Origin of the sequence: Geopseudomonas sagittaria, assembly GCF_900115715.1 — a bacterium.
In the GTDB taxonomy this organism is placed as follows: domain Bacteria; phylum Pseudomonadota; class Gammaproteobacteria; order Pseudomonadales; family Pseudomonadaceae; genus Geopseudomonas; species Geopseudomonas sagittaria.
On sequence record NZ_FOXM01000003.1, the window covers coordinates 69259 to 93936 of the forward strand.

A 24678-nucleotide genomic window follows, 5' to 3' on the forward strand; every position below is an offset into this window, starting at 1 on the left:
GCTGTTCAGCCGGCCGCTCGCGAATGCCGGCCCCGCACGCTGCGGGGCCCTCGTCCTCGACTTACTTGAGGTTGTTGCGGAAAAAGCTGGTCAGGCGCTCGAAGGGAATCAGGCCGACACGGTCGTACAGATCCACATGACCGGTGCCCGGCACCAGCACCAGCTCCTTGGGCTCGCCGGCCAGGCGGTAGGCTTCGTCGCTGAATTCGCGGGAGTGGGCGTTCTCGCCGGCGATGAACAGCATCGGCCGCGGCGCGATGGTCTCGATGTCGTTGAACGGGTAGAAGTTCATGAACTTGACGTTGCTGGTCAGGGTCGGGTGGGTGGTCAGCTGCGGCGAGGAACCTTGCGGGGTGAACTCGCCACGCGGGGTGCGGTAGAACTCGAAGAACTCGCGCTGGATCGGATGGGTGTTCTCGTCCAGCTGATGCACGGTGCCGCTGGTGTAGCGGGTTTCGCCACCGGTGAACTCGACGTAACGCTGCTCGGTCGCCTCGGCGATGATCGCCTTGCGCTGCTCCAGGGTCAGCGAGTGGTTCAGCGCGTTGCGGTTGGCGCCGCCCATGTCGTACATGCTGACCGTGGCGATGGCCTTCAGCCGCGGGTCGATCTTGGCGGCGCTGATGGCGAAGCTGCCGCTGCCGCAGACGCCGATCACGCCGATGCGCTCGCGGTCGACGAAGGCGCGGGTGCCGAGGAAGTCCACGGCGGCGCTGAAGTCTTCGGCGTAGATGTCCGGCGCTACCGCGTTGCGCGGCTCGCCCGCGCTTTCCCCCCAGAACGACAGGTCCAGCGACAGGGTGACGAAGCCCTGCTCGGCCATCTTCTGCGCGTAGAGGTTGGCGCTCTGTTCCTTCACCGCGCCCATCGGGTGGCCGACGATGATCGCCGGGTAGCGCACCTGCGGGTCCAAGTCCCTGGGCAGGTAGAGATTGCCGGCGACCTTCATGCGGTACTGGTTTGCGAAGCTGACCTTCTGCACGGTCAGTTGCTGGCTCTGGTAGAAGTTGTCGGCGTCGGCGGGCATCTGGGCACCTATTGCACTGAAGGAGCTGAACAGCAGTCCCATGGAGAGTAGGAGGTTTTTCATTGGCGGCTTCCTCATGGGAGGTCCTCGGTCAGGGCATGAGTGCTTGAGGACATTCTTGCCGCGGCCCCCGTTGGCGGGTTAGCTCATTACTGGCGACTTCTTGCCTGATCCTCCGCAAGTGCCCTGTTGCGGCCGTGACGGCATTGCCAGCCGGCGGGGCCTGAGGCATAACTCGCGGTGCGGGCATCGTGCGGACTAACGGTGCCTATCTGCCGGAAAGACAGGGCTTTCGTGCTGCCCTGCCCGGCTGCCAATGACCGAACGCGAGCCCGGGTACGCATCGAATGACTGACACTTTTCTCGCCGAGTCCGGAGGATTCGAAGCGCTCCGCCAGACCCTGGTGCAGGCTGTGGCGCGCTGGACCCGCGACGCGCAGGACGTGCAGACGCCCATCGCCAACCTGGGCCTGTTCCGTCGCACCGCGCCGACCCAGCCGGACTACTGCACGGTCGGGCCGAGCCTGTTCGTCGTCGTGCAAGGCACCAAGCGCGCCCTGTTCGGCCAGGAGGCCTTCACCTACGACATCCACAGCTTCCTGATCACCTCGCTGGATCTGCCGGCGATGATGCACATCGTCGAAGCCGACGAGGAGCGCCCGTATCTGGGCCTGATGCTCAGGCTGGATATGCGCGTCGTGTCGGAAGTCATGCTGCAGAGCGGCTTCGCCGCGCCGGCCGGCAAGGCCGGCGAACCCGGCATGTTCCTCGGCCGCACCTCCCCCGCCCTGCTGCGCGCGCTGGTGCGGCTGGTCAGCCTGCTCGACGAGCCCGAGTCGATTCCGCTGCTGGCGCCGCTGATCGAGCGGGAGATCTACTACCGGCTGATCGCCAGCGACCAGAGCGCCCGGCTGTGGCAGGTCACCGCCGCCTACAGCAAGGTGCACCGCATCGCCCGCGCGGTGGACTGGATCCGCCACAACTACCGCCAGCCCCTGCGGGTGGAAGAACTGGCGGCCTCGGTGAAGATGAGTCCCTCGACCTTCCACCAGCACTTCAAGCAGATCACCGCGATGAGCCCGCTGCAGTACCAGAAGTGGCTGCGCCTGGGCGAGGCGCGCCGGCTGATGCTGACGGAGAACCAGGACGTATCGAGCTCGGCCTTTGCCGTCGGCTACGAGAGCCCGTCGCAGTTCAGCCGCGAGTACGGCCGCCTGTTCGGCGCATCGCCCAAGCGGGATATCGAGGAGCTCAGGCGCGCGGCCAGCCAGGCTGGCTGAATGGCCGCGCCTGCCGATCACGGGCGGCCTGGCGGATCCGCGGCCATCCTATGCCGCGCAATCTGTTTTCAGATGATCGGGAAATCGCGTGCATCTGTTTGTAAGCAACGCAAGCTAGCCTGAGGGTGAAGCCAGCGTGCCAAAGAGGTGAGCACCATGAAAACGCTGTTCCTCGTTCGCCACGGCCAGTCGAGCTGGGACGACGTCAAGTTGGCCGACCGGGAGCGCCCCTTGACGGACAAGGGCAAGAGAGATGCGACGAAGATGGGCAAGCGGCTGGCCGAGTCCGAAGTTGCGCTCGACCTGATTGTTGCGAGCCCGGCGCAACGGGCGCTGGCGACCGCAGCGACCATCGCCCGGAGGCTCGACTTCAAGCGCAAGCACATCGTGCAGGATGAGCGGCTTTACGGCGGACAGGTGGATGACCTGCTGCAGCTCATCAAGGAGGTTGGCGACGACCACAAGCGGGTGATGCTGGTCGGCCACAATCCGCTGCTGTCGGAGCTGGTGCTGCGCCTTGCGGACAAGGACGTCAACCTGCCGACCTGTGCCGTGGCCGTGCTCAGATTCGACATCAAGTCGTGGGCGAAAATCGGCAAGAAGAAGCTCGAGAAGGTTTCGATCAAGTATTCGTGAGGGCTGGTCGGCCAAGGCTGGGGGGGTTGGCGGTGATCTCCCTGCCACCGTCGCATGCTCCGCGGCGCCGCTGGCAGGCCCAGCCTGGCCAGCCGCCCACCGGCCGCCTGGCAGGCCGGCAAACCCTCCGGCGCTGACCTAGACTCATCCGGCTGTCCCACCCCACGCAGAGCAAGGAGACCGGCAATGTCCTACGTCGACGGGTTCGTCCTCGCCGTACCCACGGCAAACAAGGAAACCTACCGAATACATGCGGCGGCAGCCGCCGTCGTCTTCAAGGAGTATGGCGCGCTGAAGGTGGTCGAGTGCTGGGGCGACGATGTGCCCGAGGGCAAGATCACCTCCTTCCCCATGGCGGTGAAGTGCCAGCCGGATGAGACCGTGGTGTTTTCCTGGATCGTCTGGCCATCGCGCGAGGTGCGCGACCAGGGCATGGACAAGGTCATGGCCGACCCGCGCCTGCAGCCGGAAAACAATCCGATGCCGTTCGACGGCAAGCGCCTGATCTGCGGCGGTTTCGAGATGATCGTGGATCTTTGAGCGGCCTTCCCGGAGCGTCGGCCACTGGCGGTCGTGCTTCAGCCGCCGGCATCAAGCGCAGAGCCCCTGTTCCGTCAGGGGCTCTCCAGCCAGCTCAGCAGCGGCTTTCGGCGGAAGTCGCCGGTGCGGCGCACAGTCCGCTGGCCGGGGCCTGCCCCGAGTCAGTTCGCGCATGCAGCCGTCCTGCCTGACGGTCGACCTGCTCGCCGATGGCGAACTGGCGATTCGGCGAGCGCACTACCTTGGTGTCGCCATCGGCGGTGCGCACCTGGTAGGCGTTCTCGCTTAGTCCAGTGCCTTCCTGCACGCCCCAGCCCGCCAGCCAGCCGATACCGGCGCCGACCAGTGCCCCCAGCGGTCCTCCCGCCGCGCCACCGACCATCACGCCGGTCAGTGCGCCGACGGATTTGCCGGCGGTGTTGTCATGGGCGGTCGACAGCACTTCGTCGGCCTGCACGCTCGCAGCGAGCAGCAGGCTCACGCTCACCAGCAGAGCGCTCAGGGTTGAATGTTTCATGTTGCCTCCTCGAACAGGCGTTTCCAGTCAGGCTGGCGTAGCCGCGCTGTTCTCTTCGTGAATACGCAGTACCGTTTCCAGCTCCTCGCACACCGTGGGGTCCGTGCAGTCCGGCAGCGCTTCCTGCAGCTTGCGGATCACCCAGCGCTGGCCGCGGTCGATGAATGCCAGGCGCTCATTCAGGTCAGCGATGGCCATCGCCCTGGCGTAGAACTCCCCGGTCTGCCGGTTCGGCTCCAGGCCCAGGTGCTGCATGCAAGTCAGCAGTCGCCGACAGCTCTCGCCCTCGCCGGCGAGGATCTGTTCCAGCACCGGCCGCAAGGTCGGATTCTGGCATTCCCGCAGGCTCGCCGCAGCCACCTGGACACCCGCGCGTTCGGCGCTGAGCAGGGTTTGCAGCAGTTCATCGAGCGATACGGACATGGTTCGAACTCCTGTAGGGACGGGACGTCCATCATTCCGGGGCCCTTTGCGTTGCAAGGGCGGTGTGGACAGCTCCAGTGTCACGCCCGGCAATGCCGTTGACTAACGAATATTAATGCGCTTTCCAATCATTTTTTTTGCACTTAAGCTGGACGACGGCGACGATACCCTGGCCCCTGCCGAGTCCCCGGAACCGAATCTGCCGCCCGCAGGAAAGCCAACGCCCCCGCTACGCCGAGCCACCTTCGCCGGAAGCCACCACATGGATATCGAACTTGCCCGCACCTTCATCGAGATCGTCCGCTGCGGCAGCTTCGTGGCCGCCGCCGAGCGCCTGCACGTCACCCAGACGGCGATCACCGCGCGGGTGCAGAACCTGGAAACGCAGCTCAACAGCAAGCTGTTCGTGCGCAACCGCGCCGGCGCCAAGCTCACCGCCAACGGCACCGCCTTCATCACCTACGCCAACCAGCTGGTGCAGACCTGGGAGGCCGCCCAACGCGACCTACCGCTGCCGGAGGGCTACCGCGAGCGGCTGCACGTCGGCGGCGAGGTCAGCCTGAGCAACCCGCTGCTGCTGCAATGGGTGAGCCGCCTGCGCGAACACTTTCCCCGGCATGCCATCCGCGCCGAGATCGCTGCCGCCGCCCAACTGCTGGAGCAGCTCGAGCACGGCCGCCTGGATGCCGCCCTGCTCCACAGCCCGGCCTACTGGCCCGGCCTGCAGGTCGAGCCGCTGCTGGAGGAGCACCTGATCCTGGTCCGCGCGCTGAAGACGCCGGAGCCCTACCTCTACATCGACTGGAGCGAAGACTTCCGCCGCCGCCATGACGCCGCGCTGCCGCAGCATGCCCGCGCGGCGCTCAGCTTCAATCTCGGTCCGCTGGCCCTGCAATACCTGCTCGAGCACGGCGGTTCGGGCTACTTCCGTAGCCGGGTGGTGCAGACCTACCTGGAGCGCGGCCTGCTCGAACGGGTACCCAAGGCCCCGGAGTTCAGCCACCCGATCTATCTGGTCTACGCCCGCGAGCGCGACTCGCAGGAGCTGCAGATGGCCTGCGAACTCCTGCGCGAAGAGGTGAGTCAGCAGCGGGACTGGTCACAGCGCTGGGACCCGCTGATCTAGTGGCCTGTTTGGTTAGTTCAGTTAGTCAATTTCGGCGCCCATGGCCCCGATACTGCGTTGCCACTCCTCGCCATAGCCCTGCTATGACTCGTCGCGGCGCCTTGTCTCGGAACCATGGTCATCCGAACTTGAGTTAACAAACTAACCGCACAGGCCACTAGGTTGCTGAACCTACCACTTTGACCTGCGCCTGCAAGGGCTCGGTGTCATCGGCGCGGCACCAGGCTGCCCGATCCAGAGAGCCCAAGCCCACCGCCATTCAGCCCCTCTCGGCCGCAAATAACCGGGCTGGGGCATCCAGCCGGGCCACCGGGGTCAATTCGCTAGTCCATTCGCAGTATGACCCTCCAAAGGCGACTGGCTAGTCTGAACTGCCTAGTCCGAAAATCGCGCCAGCGCCGGGTCGCTGCAATCCTTTGCCAGAACCAGGCCGTAGCAAATCCAACGAGGAATCGACCATGCAGGAACGACAGCCAACTTCTATTGGGGTCATCGGCGGTACTGGAAATCTGGGCGCCGCACTGGCGGTTCGCTTAGCCAAAGCTGGCCACACCGTGATGATCGGCTCCCGGGATGCAGAACGTGCACAGACGGTCGCGCAAGAGCTGTCCGTTAACCTCCCGCAGGCCATCAGCGGCGCCAGCAATGACCAGGTCGCCGAGCAGGCGGACCTGATCATCGCCAGCGTGCCCTTCGCCAGTCAGCAGAGCACCTTGAGTGCCCTGGCCGACAAGCTGAAGAACAAGATAGTCGTCGATACGTGCGTGCCGCTGATGCCGCCGAAGGTGATGCGCGTGCAACTGCCGGCCGAAGGCTCCGCAGCGCTGCGGGCTCAGGCGCTGCTGGACGAAAGCACCCGAGTGGTATCCGCATTTCACAATGTCGCGGCGCACAAACTGGCGACCGACGAGCAGGTCGAGTGCGATGTCCTCGTATTCGGCGACGACAAGGACGCGCGAGCCACAGTGGTAGGCCTGGCCAACGATATCGGCCTGCGCGGCCTGCATGGCGGTGCATTGGCCAACTCGGCAGCGGCCGAGGCCTTGACCTCCATCCTGATTTTCATGAACAAGACCTACAAGGTCGACGGCGCCGGCATCCGCATCACCGGTCATTTCGACCTGTCAGCCCAGGGTTGAGCGATGAAACCGACCCTGATTTTTTGTGCCCCGCCGGATATTCCCGAGATCAATCCCGGGGACGATCTGGCACAGATCATCTGGGAAAGTTGTCAGCGCAATGCCATCGAGCTGAACGCGGACTCGGTGATCGTCATCGCCCAGAAGGTGGTCTCCAAGTCCGAGGGCCGCTATGTCGACCTCAACCGGATCAGCCCCTCGGCGCAGGCCCGGGAACTGGCGGAGATCACCGGCAAAGACCCGCGACTGGTTGAAGCGATCCTGTCCGAGTCGACTCAGGTCGTGCGCGCCGTGCGCGGTGTACTGATCGTGAGACACCGTCTGGGCCTGGTCATGGCCAACGCCGGGATAGATCACTCCAACGTCCCCACGGCGGCCGATCAGGAGCGGGTGCTGCTGCTGCCGGAGGATCCCGATCTGAGCGCTGCCCGCCTGCGCGACAAGCTGGGATACCTCTGTGATGGAGCACCGGGGGTGGTGATTACCGACAGTTTCGGGCGCCCCTGGCGCCACGGCGTAACCAATGTTGCCATCGGTTGCGCCGGCATTGCTGCGCTGGTCGATCGTCGTGGAGAACGCGACCGCAATGGCAATGTGCTGGAGATCACCCAGGTCGCCCATGCCGATGCGATAGCCGCCGGTGCCGCCCTGCAAATGGGGGAAGGCGCTGAAGGCCTCCCGGTCGTGGTGATTCAGGGGCTGCCGCGCCACGCCCCAGTCAGGGACAGCAAGGCCCTGATCAGACCCTTGAGCGAGGATCTATTCCAATGACCAAGGGTACCCTGGTGGCACTGACCGGCGGCGTCGGCGGCGCGAAACTGGCGGCCGGTTTGGCTCGACTGATGCCTGCCGGCAAGCTCAAGCTGATCGTCAACACCGGCGACGATTTCGAACACCTCGGGCTGCAGATATCGCCCGATATCGACACCTTGATCTACACCCTCGCCAACCTGGTCAACCAGGAAAACGGCTGGGGTCGTCGCGACGAAACCTGGAGTTTCATGCAGGCGCTCGGCGAGCTCGGGGGCGAGACCTGGTTCCGGCTCGGCGATGCCGATCTGGCGATGCATGTCGAACGGACACGGCGATTGAGGGCTGGCGAAACGCTCAGCCAGATCACCGCCACACTGGCGCGAAAACTGAGCATCGCCAGCGATATCCTGCCGATGACCGACCACAGGGTTCGCACTCGCGTTGAAACCGATGCAGGCACGCTGGACTTTCAGGACTACTTCGTCAGAAAGGCCTGCAAACCGACGGTCAATGCAATTCGCTTTGACGGTGCCGAGGGCGCACAACCCGCCGCAGGCGTTATCCGGGCCCTGGAAGACCCCGATCTGCGGGCGATCATCATCTGCCCATCCAATCCCTATTTGAGCATCGACCCGTTGCTCTCGATTGCGGGTCTGCGCGAACGCATAGCGACGGCCGCCGTTCCCGTCATCGCCGTGTCACCGATCATCGGTGGCGCCGCCGTCAAGGGCCCCACCGCGAAGATCATGAAAGAGCTGGGCATTGCCCAGTGCAGTCTCGCGATCGCGCAGCATTATCGGGGCCTGATCGATGCCATCGTCCTGGATCATGCGGATCGGCATCTGGCGGAACAGTTGGCAATCCCGGCGCTGGTCACCAATACCCTGATGCGCTGCGAGCAGGATCGCGAACGCCTGGCCGAAGAGTGCATCGCCTTCGCCGCGCAATTGCACGGCCGCACCAGAGCCGGCGCATGAACTGCTGGGCGCTGCTGGCCGTGAAGCACCCCAGCCAGGGCAAGCAACGCCTGGCGGCGGTCCTGTCGCCCCGGCAGCGCCGCCTGCTGGTCAGGGCCATGCTCCACCGCATGCTCGAGGTCTTGCTCGAGAGCCGCCAGCTGCGCGGTATCGCCATCGTCACGCCTGACGCCCGAGCACTCGGCCTGATTGCCTCGGATCGGCTGCGCCTGATCGATGACCCAGGCGGTGGGCTCAACGAGGCACTGACCTTTGCCGCCCGGCAACTGGAACGCGACGGCGCCGATGAGCTGCTGGTGCTGCACGCTGACATGCCGCGGGTGAGCGCCACGGAGATCGACCAGTTCATCACCCGCGGACGCCAGGAGGGCCTCCTGCTGGCCAGCGATGCGCGCCGCCTGGGCAGCAACGCTCTCTACCTGCCGCTGCCCGTCGACTTCACCTTCCATTTCGGCACGCAAAGCCTCGAGCAACACCTCAACGAAGCCAAGCGCAAGAACCTGTCCATCGCGGTGACCAACCTTCCGGGGCTGACCCTCGATATCGACGAGCCGGCCGATCTGGATCTGCTGCCCGGCGGGCTCTTGTTTGACGAATTCCGGAGAAAGACAGCCATGACCTCATCCAAGACCCCGCTTTTCTCCGAACTGCTGGAGGGCAGGACGCTCAGCGATCGACAGGCCCTGGCGCTCGCCGAGCAGGACGCCACGCCCGAGCTGTTCGAGACTGCGCGAGCCCTGACGCTGCGAGGTCACGGGCGGCGGGTCAGTTACTCGCGCAAGGTATTCATTCCGCTCACGCGGCTGTGCCGCAACACCTGCGGCTACTGCACCTTCGCCACCTCCCCCAAACGCGTTCCGTCCCCCTACCTGAGCGCGGATGAAGTGCTCGACATCGCCCGCAAGGGTGCCGAGGCCGGCTGCCAGGAAGCGCTGTTCACCCTGGGGGAAAAACCCGAACTGCGCTACGCCGCTGCGCGCGAGGCACTGGCGGAGATGGGGTATCGCTCCACGCTAGAGTATGTCGCTGCGATGGCCGAACGGGTGCACAAGGAAACCGGCCTGCTGCCGCACATCAACCCGGGCAACATGGACATCGAAGAAGTTCGCATGCTCAAGCCCTTCGCCGCCTCGATGGGGATCATGCTCGAATCGGTCAGCGCACGTCTTTGCGAGCGAGGCGGCCCTCACTTCAACTGCCCGGACAAGCACCCGGAAGTACGCATGCAAACGCTGCGCAACGCCGGTGAAGCGCAAGTGGCGATGACCACTGGCATCCTGATCGGCATTGGCGAGACCCGCAAGGAGCGCATCGAGTCGTTACTGGCCCTGCGCGATCTGCACGCCCGCTATGGCCATCTGCAGGAGATCATCATCCAGAACTTCCGGGCCAAGCCGAACACCCCCATGGCCCAGAAGCCCGAACCGGACCTCGAGGACCATGGCTGGACCATCGCCATGGCTCGGTTGATCTTCGGCCCGCAGATGTCCATCCAGGCCCCTCCCAACCTGCGCCCCGGAGAGCTTGAAGCGCTGATCGACGCCGGCATCAACGACTGGGGTGGCATTTCCCCCGTCACCCCCGACCACGTCAATCCCGAGGCGGCCTGGCCGCATATTTCCTTCCTGGCGAAGCAGACCACGCAGTGCGGCCGCAACCTGATCGAGCGCCTGGCGCTTACCCCGGCATTCACCCAGTCGACCGCGCGCTGGACCGGCAAGGAGATGGCACGGGCCATACTGAATCGCATCGACGCCAGCGGCTTTGTGCGCCGCGACAAGTGGCGCGCCGGAACCAGCATGGCGCCGGACGAAGACCTGGCGCGCCTGCTCCGCTCGGGACCGTCGACTCAGGCTTCGCTCGACGTGCAACGCATTATCGACAAGGTGCACGCGAAGCTCGACCTCGACGAAGCCGAAATCGTCGCGCTGTTTGCCGTCGACGATAACGATTTTGCCGCGCTCACCGACGCGGCAAACCGGCTGCGCCGGGAGGTCGTCGGCGACGACGTGACCTTCGTGCAGAACTGCAACATCAACTACACCAACATTTGTCAGTTCAGGTGCGGATTCTGCGCCTTCGCCAAGAGCCAGGGCGCGGCCAGCCTGCGCGGTCCGGCCTATCAGCTGGATCCGGCCCAGGTTGCCGAGCGGGCTGCCGAAGCCTGGCAGCGCGGCGCGAGCGAAGTCTGCATGCAGGGGGGCATTCATCCCCACTACACCGGGCATAGCTATCTGGCATTCGTGCGGGCCGTCAAAGCAGCGGTTCCGCAGATGCACATCCATGCGTTCTCCCCCCTGGAAGTCATCCACGGCGCCACCACCCTGGGGCTGACCCTGGACGATTACCTCAGGCAACTGCGCGACGCCGGATTGAGCACCCTACCGGGGACGGCCGCCGAAATTCTCGACGACGAAGTCCGTGCCATCATCTGCCCGGACAAGCTGGATACCGAAGAATGGCTGCGGGTCATGCGCACTGCTCATGCCGCCGGTATCAGGTCCACCGCCACGATGATGTTTGGCCATGTCGAAAAACCGCTGCACTGGGCCAGGCACCTGATTCGCATACGCGACCTGCAGAAGGAGACCGGCGGATTCACCGAGTTCGTGCCCTTGCCCTTCGTGCACATGGAGTCCCCGCTCTGGCACAAGGGGCTCGCCCGCTCGGGCCCTACCCTGCGCGAGTCGATTCTGGTTCACGCCGTCAGCCGGCTGGCGTTGCATGGCCATATCCGCAACATTCAGACCTCCTGGGTGAAAATGGGCCGGGAAGGCGCCGCACTCTGCCTGCAAGCCGGGGCCAACGACCTGGGTGGGGTGCTGATGTACGAGTCGATCACCCGGGCGGCCGGCGGCGCCAACGGACAACTGATGGCCGAGACTGAAATGTCCGCTATCGCCACAAGCTCGGGGCGTCCGTTGCAGCTGCGCAACACCCTGTATCAGCCGATTGCGCCCAGCGCCGAACGGCAACCCGCAACGCCGGTGCAGCTGCTGGCCAAATCCGCAGGCTAGTCGAGATGGGGCGCGCCGCCCCGATGTAGCCCCCCGGCAAGCGGCGGCGGCGCGGCGCCTGCCAGGGGGGCACTCGCCGCCAACCAGTGCCCGCCGGCATCGCTGGTTGCGTCGGCCCATCCGCCCTCCCCGCCCACCCGCCGCCACCCCGCCCGCCATCAATCTACCCTTATGCAAACCTGCGCACGGACGCGCGAAGGAGCCAGGTGGCATCTGCAGCTGCGGATGGTCAACGCTTATGAATAGGATTCGATGGATGTCCTGCCATCCGTGCAGGCCGCGAAGCTCAAGCAGCCTGTAAGCGGCACAGGTTAGGACTGGCGGGGAATACGGAAGGCTCGCGCCGGAATGGCTGAAGCCTGGAGGGAATGGGCGACGCCGACTGCAACCGGGGCTACCGGCCTCGGCACGGCACGCTGGGGCTCATCCGCCGGAACACATCGGGGCGTTGATGAGCGATCGGCCCCGGGGCCGCGACTGCAGGGCAAGATCGCTCAAGTGGCTGGGCGGCAATGCTGCGCTATCGCCCCTTGTTCGACCTTGCCCTGGGAGGAGCTTTACGCCGCTGCGCTTTGGGTCCGTGCGCGGATTGCCGAAATGGCCAGGGACACCGCCGCATCGTTGGCCGGGTCATTGGGGACCGTCAGGGTGACGCGGTCTGCCACGCCGACAAAGCGCGAAGCGAGTGCCTCCGGCAGCTCCTCGTATCGGGCGCTGACCAGGAACTGGTCGAGAACCTCGTCGGAGAACACGGAAGGCATGTCCTTCCAGCGCTTCTCGCGGGTCAGTTGCAGCAGGCTTTCACCGACGTTCCCCCAGCCGAACAGCTCGAGGCTCGGCCAATAGGCGGGTGTCGAGAAAAGGAACGCCAGCATGTCACGGAAGCGCTCGCGCTCCGCCGCGACAGTCGCCTGATCCGGACCGGTGGCAACGAACTGGCTGGCACTGATCAGCGGCCGCGGCCTTGCCGGATCGCGCTTGGAGAGACCTTGAGCGATCTGCGGGGTGATGACTTCGCGCAGGTAGCGAACCGAGGTATTGGTGGGGTGGGTATGGATGCCATCGGCCTCCTGGCCGACCAGCTCGAGCATCTTCGGGCCGACCGCGCCGAGCATGAGCGGGACATCCGGCGCATCGATGGGACCGGGATTGAAGAATGGCTGCAGGCGGGTGAAGCGGTAGTGCTCGCCGACATAGTTCAACGGCTCGCCGGTACGGAAGCTGTGGAAGATGGCGCGCATCGATTGCAGGTACTCGCGCATGCCAGCGGCGGGTGGCAACCAGCGCGACGAATAGCGATCCTCGATGTTCTGCTTGATCTGCGTGCCCAGGCCCAGCTCGAAACGGCCCCCCGACATCTTCTGCAGGTCCCAGCTTGCCAGCGCGACGTTCATCGGGCTGCGCGGGAAGGCCACCAGCACCGAGGTGCTGACCTTGATCCGCCGGGTGGCGGACAACGCCTGGCAGGCAAGCAGCAGGCCATCATGGATAGCGTCGGATACGAACAGACCGTCGTAGCCCATGGCCTCGACCCGCTGGGCGAAGGAAGCGATGTTGTCCAGGCCGAGACTCTCGGGTGTCGATGCGAATATCTCTAGCATTTCGGTGGCTCCATAAAACCGCGGAGACTGACTTTTGCGCAAACTCAGTCTCGTTGGCAGGGAAAGGCGATCAAAGCCCAAGGCGCAGTGCACTTGGGCTTGGGTGTTGCTCAGTGCTGTCGATAACGGCGCTGCACATGCTCTTGCCGTATCGCAATCTGGGCTCGGCGCTCTTGCGGGGTGATCAGGCGAGTTCCTGCGGGCAAATGCTGCAGGACTTCCGAGAGTTTGACTTTCTTGGCGGTAGCCCAGGGCAGGTTTTCCTTGGGCTTCACGGGGTAAGCCCAGCGCACCGCCATGTAACCTTCAGGATGTCCCGTCGTGTCGACCCAGTTGGCGATTCCCGGGTCGCGATGGGAAACCACGTAACGCAGGACGTTGTCCGGGTCACGATGCGCCTGCAGGCCGTTGAGGCTGGACTGGTAGTTGGCAAAATCCAGGGACTCGCCCCACATATTGCTCAAATGGAAACCGATATAAACGGGTTCCACTGGCTGGTGCAGCTCCAGGACCAGGGCTTCGTCCTCTTCCAGCTCGAACATGCCACCACAATAGATATTGGTCGCCATGCCGCCGGCCGTGGCAATGGACGCCGCATTGGGATTGTTGAATGCGTTGCGCGGCATGAAGCACTGGCCATCGCCGTTCATGTCCCCGTAGGCCTCGCAGACAACCGCGTAGAACTCGTTCCAGAAATGCACCTGGTTACGGGTGAAGCGGCCGATATCCTTGAGCTGCTTGGCGGCCTGCTCGGGCGTGTACGTCGGCATGGGTTGGCCGAGCAGATCGTTGCGATATATGAACAGCTCCAGCAGGTCTTCCTGCTCCCAGTCGCAGAACAGCTCACGCAGCATGACCAGTTGGCTGACGTACTCACGGGTCTCGGTGATGCCGTCGGCTGACGTGCGCGTCCGGCTGGCGCGGGTCAGCATGAAGTTGCCGGTGTAGCCTTCGGGTTTCTCGGGGGCCAGCAATATCTCGAAGCTACCGTCGGCGTTGACCTGCAGTTCAGTGGAGTCCAGCTCGGCGCAGTTGATCCGGGAGCCGCGTTTCAACTCCTTCAGGCTGCCACTCTCACCCGAATAACCGCTGGGCGTTTCGAAGATGACGTAATGGGGAGCCTTGCGCCCCTGACCGGTCGAAGCTTCGCCGCGCCATTGGCTCGTATCGCCCGCCCTACCGCGGATCGTATAGCTGTAATTGCCATCGATCGGCGCCATCAGATAGATGGCATCCGCATTATCGATCGTGGAGCGGTTCAGCGGTTGGATCGCCCGGGTGAAATAGGGAAACTCGGGAGTAGGCCCCATGCAGCGTGCGATAGAGCCGTACAGAAAGCCCATGACATAACGGTAACCTTCCGCCAGGTTGCGCGGCGACGCCGGCGGGGCCCAGAGTTCGGGATCGTCGATAGCATTGCGGGCAGACGACAACTGGCTCAGCATCTCATCCCAAGCTTGGCGCAGAGTCTCGCTTGCTTGCAGCGTGGCTGCATCCTGAGGCTTCGTTTCAGACATTGTCGAGCTCCTTCTTATTGATCTTGTTGACGTTTTCTTCCCATTGGAACTGCTCGAAAAGCGTGGCCAAACGGCGGCGAATTTCTGCATCGTCGAGACCGAATTCGGCCAGACTGTAACGATGCTCGGTTTCGTGCTTACGAGTTTTGCTGGCCTCGGTTTCGAGGAATGACTGGTATTCAGGTGTAATTTCAAGACCGAGGTCGGCGTAGATTTTTTCGACGGTCGCCTTCGGATCGGTGGTCAACTGCCGGTAATCGACCACGGCACAAGGGGTCTCCGGATGCCGCTGCAACACTTCCAGAGGATACAGGTAGGTCTCATATGACAGATTGGTCATTACCCTGTTGGACGTCTTTATACGTTCAACAGAAAGATTTCCCTGGTGCTTCCAGCCCACGTTGAGCAGTTTCAGCAGACTGGGGATGGTTTCATAAGGATTGCGGTAGAGAACGACGAAGCGCGCATCGGGGAATGCTTCGAGCAGCGACTCCACCCGCCCACAGTAGGTCGGATTCTTGCTCAGATGGAAACGGTGGCTGCCATTGAGATACAGCTGACGCCGTACGCACTCCTTATAGAATTTCATCATACGGCGGCGGCTGCCGGGCGAACGCTGGTCGATGTGAAAGAAATCCAGCGAGTCCATGTAAGGCAGCTTGGTAAGCCAGAACCCCGAGGCACAGGAGTTGAAGTACAGCAGGTCGTCTTCCTCGGGAATCGTCAGGCCCATCTTATGAATGTGCTGGGTCGGGCCGAACTTGCGCTTTTCCCAAGCCTGCAGCTTTCGCTCGATGACCCTGCCGAGCAGGGCGGCATCGACCCAGGCCAGAGCACGGACGATCTTCTTCTGCACCAGGGAAGGCAGCAACAGCTCGTAGTACTTGAAGGTGGAGAACCGCTCGTCCCCACCCATTATCCGGTGGGCCAGCGTCGTGCCACTGCGGGCGTGCCCAATGATGAATACCGGCGCCTTGACCTTGGTGCGCCACAGCCCCGGAAACAGAATCCCATCGAGAAAGAAACAGACGGCGGTCAGCGCAGCCCGGGCCGGCACACGCAACAACAGCAGCCGAAACAGCCCCCGGCGCCGGCGCTTGTCCGGTTCTTTGGCGACCAGCCGTAGGAGTTTGAACCAGATCAGGAAATCGAAATAATAAAACAAGACATTCTCCTCAGGAGCTTCCAGGTGACGCGTTGGATTTGGAGGCGTACTTCAGATAACTGAGAACGATAGCGAGAAGCTCGTCGGCGAACTCCTGCTTCAGGATGAGATCGGGGCTGCGGTCGAGTGTGGCGTGGATGGTGCCTTCGATGACATTCACGATCATCGTCGAGGCGAGCACCAGGTCATGGACGCCCAATATGTCCCGATAACGCTTGAGCGCACGGGGCAGCCACTCGACGGTGGTCAGTTTTCCGGGGCGCGTCTTCAGCACGTAGGTCTCGAAATCGTAATGCCAGTGCATTTCGAGGTAGAAGCCCTTTAGCTTCAGATACAACCGGCGATGGCGAGCCACATACTCTTCGACGAAGAATTTCATTGTCGTCTCGAGCGAGTTCCTGACCATGGATATCGCTTGCTCGTCGAGGCGATCGACCTCGTTCAACTCGGCCAGCAACAGCTCATTGCAGATATCCGCAGCGATTGCACGCTTGTCGGCATAGTATTGATAAAGGCTGCCAATGCTGATACCCGCCACCTCGGCGATACGGTTGGTCGTCAACCGCTTGTGGCCTTCCTCCTCCAGAATTTTCAGGCAAGCCTCACGGATTGCCCTGAGCGTCGCTTCCGCTCGGGACTGGGTTGGATTCCTGCGAAGGTGGCGGGTATTTTGAGTCATGCTGTCAGGCTCTTTTATGACCATCCAATATCAAGGCTTTATCGACACGAATAATTGCCCACAAAACCTGTTCGGACATTCATTCTGGTAGCAATCCATCACAGAATCAACGCATCAGGGCATTCATGAATACTTGCTGAATATCTCAAGATTCACTCGAAGATGAGCTTTCAAGATATTCGTTCATTGGATAATCCCCAGGCAGCGAAGTGCGGATTGGCAAATCCGGCCTTGCCATAGGCAAGCAGCGTACCGTCCAGAGTCATCACTGCCCCGCCAGCCGCGCGCAGGACCGCATCGCCGGCCGCGATATCCCATTCCATGGTTCGCCCCAGGCGCGGATAGACATCCGCTTCGCCCGTGGCCACGAGGCAGAGCTTCAGCGAGGAGCCGGCGCTGGTCTGTTTGGCGACCACCCGGCCAGCGAGGAATTCGGAGAGCGCCTGGGCATCGCCATGGGAACGGCTGGCCACTACGGTCAGCCCCTGCGCCGGTACGGCACGACAGGCGATCGGACGTCGCTCGCCCGCGGTCTCGGTAAAGGCCTTGCCCCCGACGGCACCGGCGAACAGTCGGTCGATTGCCGGCGCAAGGACCACGCCCAGCACCGGTCGAGCGTTGTCGATAAGGGCAATGTTTACCGTGAACTCGCCATTGCGACTGATGAATTCCTTGGTGCCGTCGAGCGGGTCGACCAGCCAGAAGCGTTCCCCGACCTCGGGGATGAAGCCGGCCGAGGCCTGCTCCTCCGACACCACGGGAATGTCGGGTGTGAGTCGTGCCAGAGCCGCGAGGATAACGCCCTCGGCTCGCTCGTCCGCCTCGGTCACCGGCGAGCTATCCGCTTTGCCGCGGATCTCGAAGTCGGTCGAGTAGATGTCCATGATGCTGTTCGCCGCTTCCCGCGCGACGGGCAGCAAGGCCTCCAGCAACTCGTCGAGTCTTGATATATCGGTCACGATGCTAATCCTCCGATGGGTAAACGAGCGCCGGCCAGGTCCAGAGCCGGCGCCGCTCGCTAGCCGAGCAGAATCCCGCGCTTTCTGAGTTCGTCGATCACCGCATCGGCCGACTCCTCGATGGACAGGGTCGTGGTGTCGATGCGCAGCTCCGGCTGCTCGGGCGCCTCGTAGGGAGAGTCGATACCGGTGAAGTTATTCAGCTCGCCGCTTCTGGCCTTCTTGTACAGCCCTTTGACGTCGCGCTGCTCGGCCACTTCGAGGGGGGTGTCGACGTAGATCTCGAAGAACTCGTTGTCCTCGACCAGGTTTCTGGCCATGCCCCGCTCGGAGCGGAATGGCGAGATGAACGCGGTGATGACGATCAGGCCGGCATCGACCATCAGCTTGGAAACTTCCGCGACGCGGCGAATGTTCTCGACACGGTGGGCGTCGGTGAAGCCAAGATCCTTGTTCAGCCCATGGCGAACGTTGTCGCCGTCGAGCAGATAGGTATGGTGGCCACTGGCATGCAACTTCTTCTCGACCATGTTGGCGATGGACGACTTGCCGGCGCCGGACAGACCGGTAAACCAGAGGACGCAGCTCTTCTGGCCTTTGCTGGCCGAGCGGGCCGACTTGTCCACGTCGACATGCTGCATATGGATGTTGTTGGCGCGGCGCAGTGCGAAATGCAGCAGGCCCGCCCCGATGGTGTTGTTGCTGATCCGGTCGATCAGGATGAACCCGCCGGTGTCGCGATTCTGCGCGTAGGGATCGAAGGCGATCGGCCGGTCGAGGCTGATGTTGCAGACACCGATGGCGTTGAGCTCAAGGGTCTTGGCCGCGGTGTGCTCGAGCGTATTGACGTTCACCTGATACTTGATCTCGGTGACGCTGGCCGTGACTGTCCGGGTACCGATCTTGAGCAGATAGTTGCGACCGGGCAGCAGCGGCGCCTCATGCATCCAGGTGATGGTGCACTCGAACTGATCGGCGATCTCGGCCGGTCCCTCCGTGGTGGAAATGACGTCACCACGGGAGATATCGATCTCGTCGCTGAGAGTGAGGGTGATCGACTGACCGGCCACCGCCTCGGGCAGATCTCCGCCCATGCTCACGATACGGGCCACGGTGCTTTCCCGACCCGAAGGCTGCACCCGGATCCGGTCGCCCGGTTTGACCTTGCCGCTGGCAATGGTGCCGGCAAAGCCACGGAAATCCAGGTTCGGGCGATTGACCCATTGAACCGGCAGGCGAAAGGCGGCCTTCTCGTGATCGGCTTCGTCGATTTGCACCGTTTCCAGGAACTGCATCAGCGTGTCGCCCTGGTACCAGGGCATGTGCTCGCTGGGAGCGACGATGTTGTCGCCCTTGAAGGCGGACATCGGAATGAAGGTCACATCGGTGATGCCGATCCTGCCGGCGAACGCCATGTAGTCGGCGACGATCTCGCGGAAGGTCGTTTCCGAGTAACCCACCAGGTCCATCTTGTTGATCGCGACGACGATGTGGCGAATGCCCAGCAGCGAGACGATATAACTGTGGCGGCGGGACTGGGTCAGGATCCCCTTGCGCGCATCGACCATCAGAATGGCCACATCGGCGTTGGAGGCCCCCGTGACCATGTTGCGGGTGTATTGCTCGTGACCGGGGGTGTCGGCAACGATGAACTTGCGCTTTTCGGTGGAGAAGAACCGGTAGGCGACGTCGATGGTGATCCCCTGCTCCCGCTCGGCGGCCAGGCCGTCGACGAGCAGGGCGAAGTCGATTTCGCCGCCCTGGGTACCGAATTTCTTCGAGTCGGCCTCGACCGCCGCGAGTTGGTCGTCGAAGAGCATTTTCGATTCGTAGAGCAGGCGCCCGATCAGGGTACTCTTGCCGTCATCCACACTGCCGCAGGTGATGAAGCGCAGAAGGCTCTTGTGTTCATGCTGCTTGAGATATTCATCGATGTCGCTGGCGATCAGCTCGGAAACGTGTGCCATCAGAAGTACCCCTCTTGTTTTTTCTTTTCCATGGAAGCCGCCGAATCGTGGTCGATGGCTCGGCCCTGGCGCTCCGAGGTCCTGGTGAGCAGCATTTCCTGAATGATCGCGGACAGGCTGTCCGCTTCCGACTCGACGGCGCCGGTCAGCGGATAGCAGCCGAGGGTGCGGAAGCGGATGTTTTTCATCATCGGCTGCTCCCCGGCCTTCAGGGGCAAGCGCTCGTCATCGACCATGATCAGCGCGCCGTCTCGCTCGACCACCGGACGCAGCGCCGAGAAGTACAAGGGCACGATCGGCACGTTCTCCAGCTGGATGTATTGCCAGATGTCGAGTTCGGTCCAGTTCGACAATGGAAACACCCGGATCGACTCGCCCTTGTGCTTGCGGGTGTTGTAGAGCTTCCACAGTTCGGGACGCTGATTCTTCGGATCCCAGCGGTGCTGCGCGGTACGGAACGAAAACACGCGCTCCTTGGCACGCGACTTTTCTTCGTCGCGTCGTGCGCCACCGAAAGCCGCATCGAAGCCGTACTTGTCGAGCGCCTGCTTGAGACCCTCGGTCTTCATGATGTCGGTATGGATCGCCGAACCATGGGTGAACGGATTGATGTCTTTCTCGATCCCTTCCGGATTGATGTGAACGATCAGCTCCATCCCCGTTTCCCTGGCCATCTTTTCGCGGAACTCATACATCTCGCGAAACTTCCAGCGGGTATCCACATGCAACAGTGGAAACGGCGGAACCGCCGGGTAAAAGGCCTTGCGCGCCAGATGCAGCATGACTGCGCTGTCCTTGCCGATGGAGTAAAGCATCACCGGGTTTTCCGACTCAGCGACAACTTCGCGCATGATCTGAATGCTTTCGGCTTCGAGGCGTTGCAAATGAGTTAGCGTCATGGGTACCTCACTCTGGCAAGAGTGTTTGAAAAACCACTATTGGGAGGCTGATAAACTTCTCTCGCCCCCCACTTGCTAAGCATTTGAGCACCTGGATATATCTGCGACTACTCGCTTTGCGCCTCTTCCCTCACGCGCCGAACAATGAAAAAATCCTTTAAATTCAGATAGATACGAAGCCTACTAACAACCAGCAGAGGGAAAACTGAGAAGGCTCACATTTTCTCCCGAGTTGCCCCGGGATGGCTGACGCCGACAACGCAACCGATTGGCCAGCGATGATCCAGGGAGTCACGCTCATCGCCCCATGGGTCCGGCCGGACGGTGGCGGGGACAGCACAACAAGGCTGTGATGGCGAGTCAGACGCTTCCGGTTGGTGGAGACGAGAAGCGCTATTCCGTGCAGCAGTGCGCAGGCAAAAAAAAACCGCTCGTCGCATACGCGGGAGCGGTCAAAGGGTGACACCTCAGCATTCCATTCGTTACATGTACAGCACGACCAGATCGTTGATCACCGCCGGGCGCTCGCTGCCGACCACGTGGATGTTCAGCTCCAGGGTCAGCTGGGTGCCGCGCTTGCCGATCTCCACGGCCTTGACCCGGCCACGGGCGTGGATGCGCGAGCCGGCGGGGACCGGGCTGGGGAAGCGCAGGCGGTCGGAGCCGTAGTTGACCATGTTGGTGAAGCCGACGATCTCGAAGTCGAACGGCACCTTGAGGCGCGACATCAGCACCTGCACCAGCGCGCCGTGAGCGATGGTGCCGCCGAACGGACCCTGCTTGCGCGCGCGCTCGGGATCGGTGTGGATCCAGTAGTCGTCGCCGGACAGGCGGGCGAACTCGTCGATCACGGCCTGATCGACAACGAACTCGTTGCTCCACGCGGTGAATTGTTCGCTGACCAGCGCCTGCAGGGCCTCGGCGTCGTCGACGCGGATCTGCCGGCGCGGCGCCTGTTCCTCGACCTGCTCCACCGCCTCGGGCTCGTCGAAGCGGCGCGGGGCCACGTCCTTATCGACGCCGGTGAAGCGCAGCAGGGTGTCGCCCTCGCGGTTCACGGTATCGAACACCGGCTTGAGGCGCATACCCACCTTGATCTCGTCCTCGGCGAGGCCGACCAGGGTGGTGTTGATCCGCACGCCCTCGTCCAGTTCGACCACGGCGAGCTTCTGCGGCGCCTCGTCGGCGAAGTCCGGCAGGGTCGGGATGCGCGCCACCGTATAGGTGTACAGCGTGGCGGCACCGGACACTTCCTGCCATTTCAAATCGTGGGAGTAGCAGCGGTCGCAGTGGCGGCGCGGATAGAAGATCCAGTGGCCGCAGGCCTGGCACTGCGGCAGGGTCAGGCGCTGCTCTTTCAGGCCAGCCCAGAACGGCGCCGAGATTTCCGTCGGCACCGGCATCGGTTTGTTGGTCGACATCTCGCTCATGCTCCCTGAAGAATCAGTGCGCCCTGCTCGCTCATCACGCCACCGGTACCGGAGACGTAGACGTTGTCGCAGCGTGACAGCTGGCGATCGCCGGCGCGGCCGGCGATCTGGTGGAAGGCCTCGACCACCTGCGACATGCCGCCGGCCGAGCCGGCCTGGCCGAAGCTGAGCTGGCCGCCGTGGGTGTTCATCGGGAAGTTGCCGCGCCAGGTGAGATCGTTGTCGCGCACGAAGCGCATGCCCTCGCCCTTGGGCACGAAACCGGCGTCCTCCAGGGTCAGCAGGACGGTGATGGTGTAGCAGTCGTAGATCTGCGCGGCGTGCATGTCGGACGGCTTGAGTCCGGCCATGGCGAAGGCGCGCTCGGAGGCCGGACCGATCGGGGTGCGGGTCATCTCCTCGGCATAGGTCGGCGACTTGAAGGACAGGTGCTCGCCGAAGCCGGTGACCACCGCGCCGCGGTTGCGTGCACGCGCCGCCACTTCCTTGGAGGCGACGATCAGCGCCGCGCCGCCGGCGACCGGCATGACGATCTCCAGCACGTGCAGCGGGTCGGCGACCTTCTTGCTGGCCAGCACCTGCTCCACGGTCAGCGGCTGGCCGTAGAACATGGCCTCGGGGTTGAACTGGGCGTTGAAGCGCTGATCCACGGCGATCTTCGCCATGGCCGCGGCGTCGTAGCCGTACTGGGCGGCGTAGCGCTGGGCGATCATCGCGTAGCCGGTGTTCTGGCCCATGTGCCCGTAGGGCAGGTCGAACTCGGCCTCGGGCGCGCCGAAGGCGGTGCTGTGGCCGCCGAAGCGCATGGCCCGGGCCATCCAGCTCGGGTCCTCGTCGGGGCCGAACGGCGCCATGCGCGCCGGCAGCACGCAGAGCACCGCCTGGCACAGGCCCAGCTCGATGGCGGCGGCGGCGCGCCAGACCATGCCCACCGAGGTGCAGCCGCCGAGGTCGACGACTTCGGCGAAGTTCAGCTTCATGCCCAGGTATTCGGCGGCCATCGCCGGCACGAACACCGAGGCCTCGTGGAACTGCGGGCCGTTGATCACCAGGCCGTCGAGATCCTCGGCGCGCAGGCCGGCGTCGGCCAGGGCGCGCGCGGCCAGGTCGGCCACCTGTTCCAGGTGGAACATGCGCGGCGCGGTGGCGTACTTCTCCGGTTTGTACTGGGCCGCCCCGACGATGGCGGCGTTGCCTTTGAGTCCCATGGTTGTCTCCACTGCTGCGGGGCGTGACTGCAGCCACTATGCCGCAGTCGCGCCTCGCGCGAATCGTTCGAATCGACTAGACCGGCCCTGTAGGGGCGAATTCATTCGCCTGACGGGGTGTCCGGGCGAATGAATTCGCCCCTACAACGGATTGACCGGATTCATGCCATTGCCCTGATCGGACAGGCCGGGCGGCAGGCGCTGCCCGGCACAGCCTGGTCAGAACGAGTACTTGGCGGACAGGGTGGCGTAGTCGCGGTCGGCCAGTTGGCGGCGTACCGGATCGGCCTCGCCGAGGAAGGCGTTGTAGGCTAGCGCCACCTCGAAGTTGCTCATGTACTTGAAGGTGGTGCCCACGGTCAGGCGGCGGTCGCCCTCGGCGCCGGAGATGGTTCCGGACATCGGCGTGGCGCCTTCCACGACGTGGGAGAAGCGGATCGGCACGTCCAGGTCCCAGCCGGTGAGCACGCCCGGGTAGTTGAACACGCCGACCAGCGAGTAGGCGGTGGCGGTCTTGCTCTTCCAGGCCGAGGCGGTCTTGAAGGTGTAGTCGTCGGCGCCGTTGAGCGCGTCGACGTCGTCCACCCGCACGTGGACCACCTCACCCATGAAGGTAGTCTGGCTTGCCCACGGGCGGTCGCCGAGGATGCGCATGAACGACAGCTGCATCTGCTGGCCCTGGCCCTTGGTCGGCTTGGGCCCACCAGCGGTCAGCACGTTAACCGGTGCGCCGTCGCGGTACGACCATTCGCCGCCGACCTGGGTGTCGCCGATCTTGGTGGAGAAGCTCAGGCCGGTGAGGTGGATGTCCTCGAAGTACTTGACCCGGTAGCCCAGCGGGCCGGCCGGCGGGAAGCTGATGTCGACACCCGCCGGGTTGCGGTCGTGGTAGTTGATGCGAAACAGCGACAGCTCGAGGTCTGCGGTCGGCCGGTAGCGCATCTGCACGCCCCACTGGCCGCTGTCGCGCGGTTCGTCGGTGCCCAGGTAGGGCAACCGCATCGGGCCGGCAAACAGCAGCTCGCGGCCCGGGCCGGTGACGTCGCTGGTCGACAGGTAGCTGCCCACCGGCGCCAGCTCGTTGCCTGCCCACTCGTACTGCGCGTAGGCACCCAGGCTGAACGACTCGTTGAGACTCCACTGGCCGGACACCTGGCCGATCGGCAGCAGCACTTCCTTGGCCTCGATGCCCGGCAGCGAGGCCTTGACCACGTCGACCGGCGACTGGGCGCCGGACACGCCGGGGAAGATCAGGCTTTCGCCCCACGACACCACGTGCTCGCCAGCCTTGACGTCGATGCTCTGTCCGCCGTCGGTACGCCAGCCGCCGAACACGTAGGCATCGAGAATGCGGCTGCGCCCGCCACTGAAGCGCTTGGCGTCACTGGTGAACTCGTCGAACTCGCCGGCCTTGTTCACCCGACCCGGGGCGTCGTTGTCGTTGCTGTTGTGGTAGACGTCGTCATAGAAGGTGCTGGCGCGCAGCACCGCGCCATAGTTGTCCTTTTGCAGGATCAGTTCGGCCAGCGCGCCGACGCGGTTGGTGACCAGGCTGCCCTTGTCGAAGTTGCGGTTGCCGTCGTCCATGTTGATGGTCAGCGGGCCCTCGCTCAGAGCCTTGTCCCGATCCTCCATGCGCACGCCCATGCCGTAGCTGGTGGTGAGGGTCCAGTCGAGGGTGGCGCCGTTGTCGAACTCGATGGTCTCACCGGCCTGGGCCGCACCGCTGGCCATCGCCACCGCGGCGGCCAGGCCCAGGAGCGGGAAGCGCTGGGCTACCAGATTCTTGCAACGAAGATTGTTGTTATTGTGCATGCT

General features: G+C 63.6%; 21 protein-coding genes. 8 read left to right on the forward strand and 13 right to left on the reverse strand.

Annotation, left to right across the window (positions count from 1 at the left end; all coding sequences use genetic code 11):
- Nucleotides 1-61 precede the first annotated feature (61 nt).
- Complete coding sequence (locus tag BM297_RS04545; RefSeq protein ID WP_092428758.1) at nt 62-1090, reverse strand: alpha/beta hydrolase; 1029 nt, start codon at nt 1088-1090, stop codon at nt 62-64.
- Nucleotides 1091-1374: 284 nt separating this feature from the next.
- Here BM297_RS04545 and BM297_RS04550 point away from each other — a divergent pair, with 284 nt between their 5' ends.
- From BM297_RS04550 to BM297_RS04560, 3 genes are all read left to right on the forward strand, one after another.
- Nucleotides 1375-2307 (forward strand): AraC family transcriptional regulator, encoded by a 933-nt coding sequence (locus BM297_RS04550; RefSeq protein ID WP_092428760.1) that lies wholly within the window; start codon nt 1375-1377, stop codon nt 2305-2307.
- A gap of 156 nt (nt 2308-2463) precedes the next feature.
- A complete protein-coding gene (locus tag BM297_RS04555) occupies nt 2464-2943 on the forward strand; it encodes a SixA phosphatase family protein (protein WP_092428762.1) in 480 nt (159 codons plus the stop codon).
- 186 nt (nt 2944-3129) lie between these two features.
- Nucleotides 3130-3483, forward strand: a complete 354-nt coding sequence (locus tag BM297_RS04560; RefSeq protein WP_092428764.1) for a DUF1428 domain-containing protein — start codon at nt 3130-3132, stop codon at nt 3481-3483.
- Nucleotides 3484-3577: 94 nt separating this feature from the next.
- On the opposite strand, the gene BM297_RS04565 is transcribed toward BM297_RS04560, so the two are convergent.
- Both BM297_RS04565 and BM297_RS04570 read right to left on the reverse strand, forming a co-directional pair.
- A complete protein-coding gene (locus BM297_RS04565) occupies nt 3578-4000 on the reverse strand; it encodes a hypothetical protein (protein ID WP_245768207.1) in 423 nt (140 codons plus the stop codon).
- Between the two features lie 27 nt (nt 4001-4027).
- On the reverse strand, nt 4028-4423 hold the full coding sequence (locus tag BM297_RS04570) for a DUF6306 domain-containing protein (RefSeq protein WP_092428766.1): 396 nt from the start codon (nt 4421-4423) through the stop codon (nt 4028-4030).
- Nucleotides 4424-4685: 262 nt separating this feature from the next.
- Here BM297_RS04570 and BM297_RS04575 point away from each other — a divergent pair, with 262 nt between their 5' ends.
- The 5 genes from BM297_RS04575 (at nt 4686) to cofH (ending at nt 11435) form a co-directional block, all read left to right on the forward strand.
- Nucleotides 4686-5549: a LysR family transcriptional regulator gene (locus BM297_RS04575; RefSeq protein WP_092428768.1), complete on the forward strand. Its 864-nt coding sequence runs from the start codon at nt 4686-4688 to the stop codon at nt 5547-5549.
- A 458-nt stretch (nt 5550-6007) separates the two neighbouring features.
- Entirely contained in the window at nt 6008-6688 is a 681-nt protein-coding gene (npdG, locus tag BM297_RS04580) for an NADPH-dependent F420 reductase (protein ID WP_092428770.1), read from the forward strand.
- Between the two features lie 3 nt (nt 6689-6691).
- Nucleotides 6692-7459 carry a coenzyme F420-0:L-glutamate ligase gene (gene cofE / locus BM297_RS04585; RefSeq protein WP_092428772.1) on the forward strand — a complete coding sequence of 256 codons (768 nt, stop codon included), beginning with the start codon at nt 6692-6694 and terminating at the stop codon, nt 7457-7459.
- Complete coding sequence (gene cofD, locus BM297_RS04590) at nt 7456-8418, forward strand: 2-phospho-L-lactate transferase (RefSeq protein ID WP_092428774.1); 963 nt, start codon at nt 7456-7458, stop codon at nt 8416-8418. The genes cofE and cofD overlap by 4 nt, the downstream gene beginning before the upstream one ends.
- A complete protein-coding gene (cofH, locus tag BM297_RS04595; RefSeq protein ID WP_092428776.1) occupies nt 8415-11435 on the forward strand; it encodes a 5-amino-6-(D-ribitylamino)uracil--L-tyrosine 4-hydroxyphenyl transferase CofH in 3021 nt (1006 codons plus the stop codon). The genes cofD and cofH overlap by 4 nt, the downstream gene beginning before the upstream one ends.
- A gap of 557 nt (nt 11436-11992) precedes the next feature.
- On the opposite strand, the gene BM297_RS04600 is transcribed toward cofH, so the two are convergent.
- The 10 genes from BM297_RS04600 to BM297_RS04645 form a co-directional block, all read right to left on the reverse strand.
- Nucleotides 11993-13036, reverse strand: coding sequence for a TIGR03617 family F420-dependent LLM class oxidoreductase (locus tag BM297_RS04600; RefSeq protein WP_092428778.1), 1044 nt, complete (start codon nt 13034-13036; stop codon nt 11993-11995).
- Nucleotides 13037-13146: 110 nt separating this feature from the next.
- A complete protein-coding gene (locus BM297_RS04605) occupies nt 13147-14553 on the reverse strand; it encodes a hypothetical protein (protein WP_092428780.1) in 1407 nt (468 codons plus the stop codon).
- Nucleotides 14546-15718 (reverse strand): sulfotransferase family protein, encoded by a 1173-nt coding sequence (locus BM297_RS04610; protein ID WP_092428782.1) that lies wholly within the window; start codon nt 15716-15718, stop codon nt 14546-14548. Before BM297_RS04610 ends, BM297_RS04605 begins: the two co-directional genes overlap by 8 nt.
- A gap of 10 nt (nt 15719-15728) precedes the next feature.
- A complete protein-coding gene (locus tag BM297_RS04615) occupies nt 15729-16397 on the reverse strand; it encodes a TetR/AcrR family transcriptional regulator (protein WP_092428784.1) in 669 nt (222 codons plus the stop codon).
- A 170-nt stretch (nt 16398-16567) separates the two neighbouring features.
- Complete coding sequence (cysQ, locus tag BM297_RS04620; RefSeq protein WP_092428786.1) at nt 16568-17356, reverse strand: 3'(2'),5'-bisphosphate nucleotidase CysQ; 789 nt, start codon at nt 17354-17356, stop codon at nt 16568-16570.
- A gap of 59 nt (nt 17357-17415) precedes the next feature.
- On the reverse strand, nt 17416-19323 hold the full coding sequence (cysN, locus tag BM297_RS04625; RefSeq protein WP_092428788.1) for a sulfate adenylyltransferase subunit CysN: 1908 nt from the start codon (nt 19321-19323) through the stop codon (nt 17416-17418).
- On the reverse strand, nt 19323-20222 hold the full coding sequence (gene cysD, locus BM297_RS04630) for a sulfate adenylyltransferase subunit CysD (RefSeq protein WP_092428790.1): 900 nt from the start codon (nt 20220-20222) through the stop codon (nt 19323-19325). The genes cysN and cysD overlap by 1 nt, the downstream gene beginning before the upstream one ends.
- 482 nt (nt 20223-20704) lie before the next feature.
- The gene (locus tag BM297_RS04635; RefSeq protein WP_092429282.1) at nt 20705-21643 is read right to left on the reverse strand and encodes a bifunctional OB-fold nucleic acid binding domain-containing protein/MaoC family dehydratase; all 939 of its coding nucleotides are present in this window, start codon (nt 21641-21643) and stop codon (nt 20705-20707) included.
- A 5-nt stretch (nt 21644-21648) separates the two neighbouring features.
- The gene (locus BM297_RS04640) at nt 21649-22860 is read right to left on the reverse strand and encodes a thiolase family protein (protein ID WP_092428792.1); all 1212 of its coding nucleotides are present in this window, start codon (nt 22858-22860) and stop codon (nt 21649-21651) included.
- Nucleotides 22861-23079: 219 nt separating this feature from the next.
- Nucleotides 23080-24675 (reverse strand): DUF1302 domain-containing protein, encoded by a 1596-nt coding sequence (locus tag BM297_RS04645; protein WP_092428794.1) that lies wholly within the window; start codon nt 24673-24675, stop codon nt 23080-23082.
- Between the last annotated feature and the right edge of the window lie 3 nt (nt 24676-24678).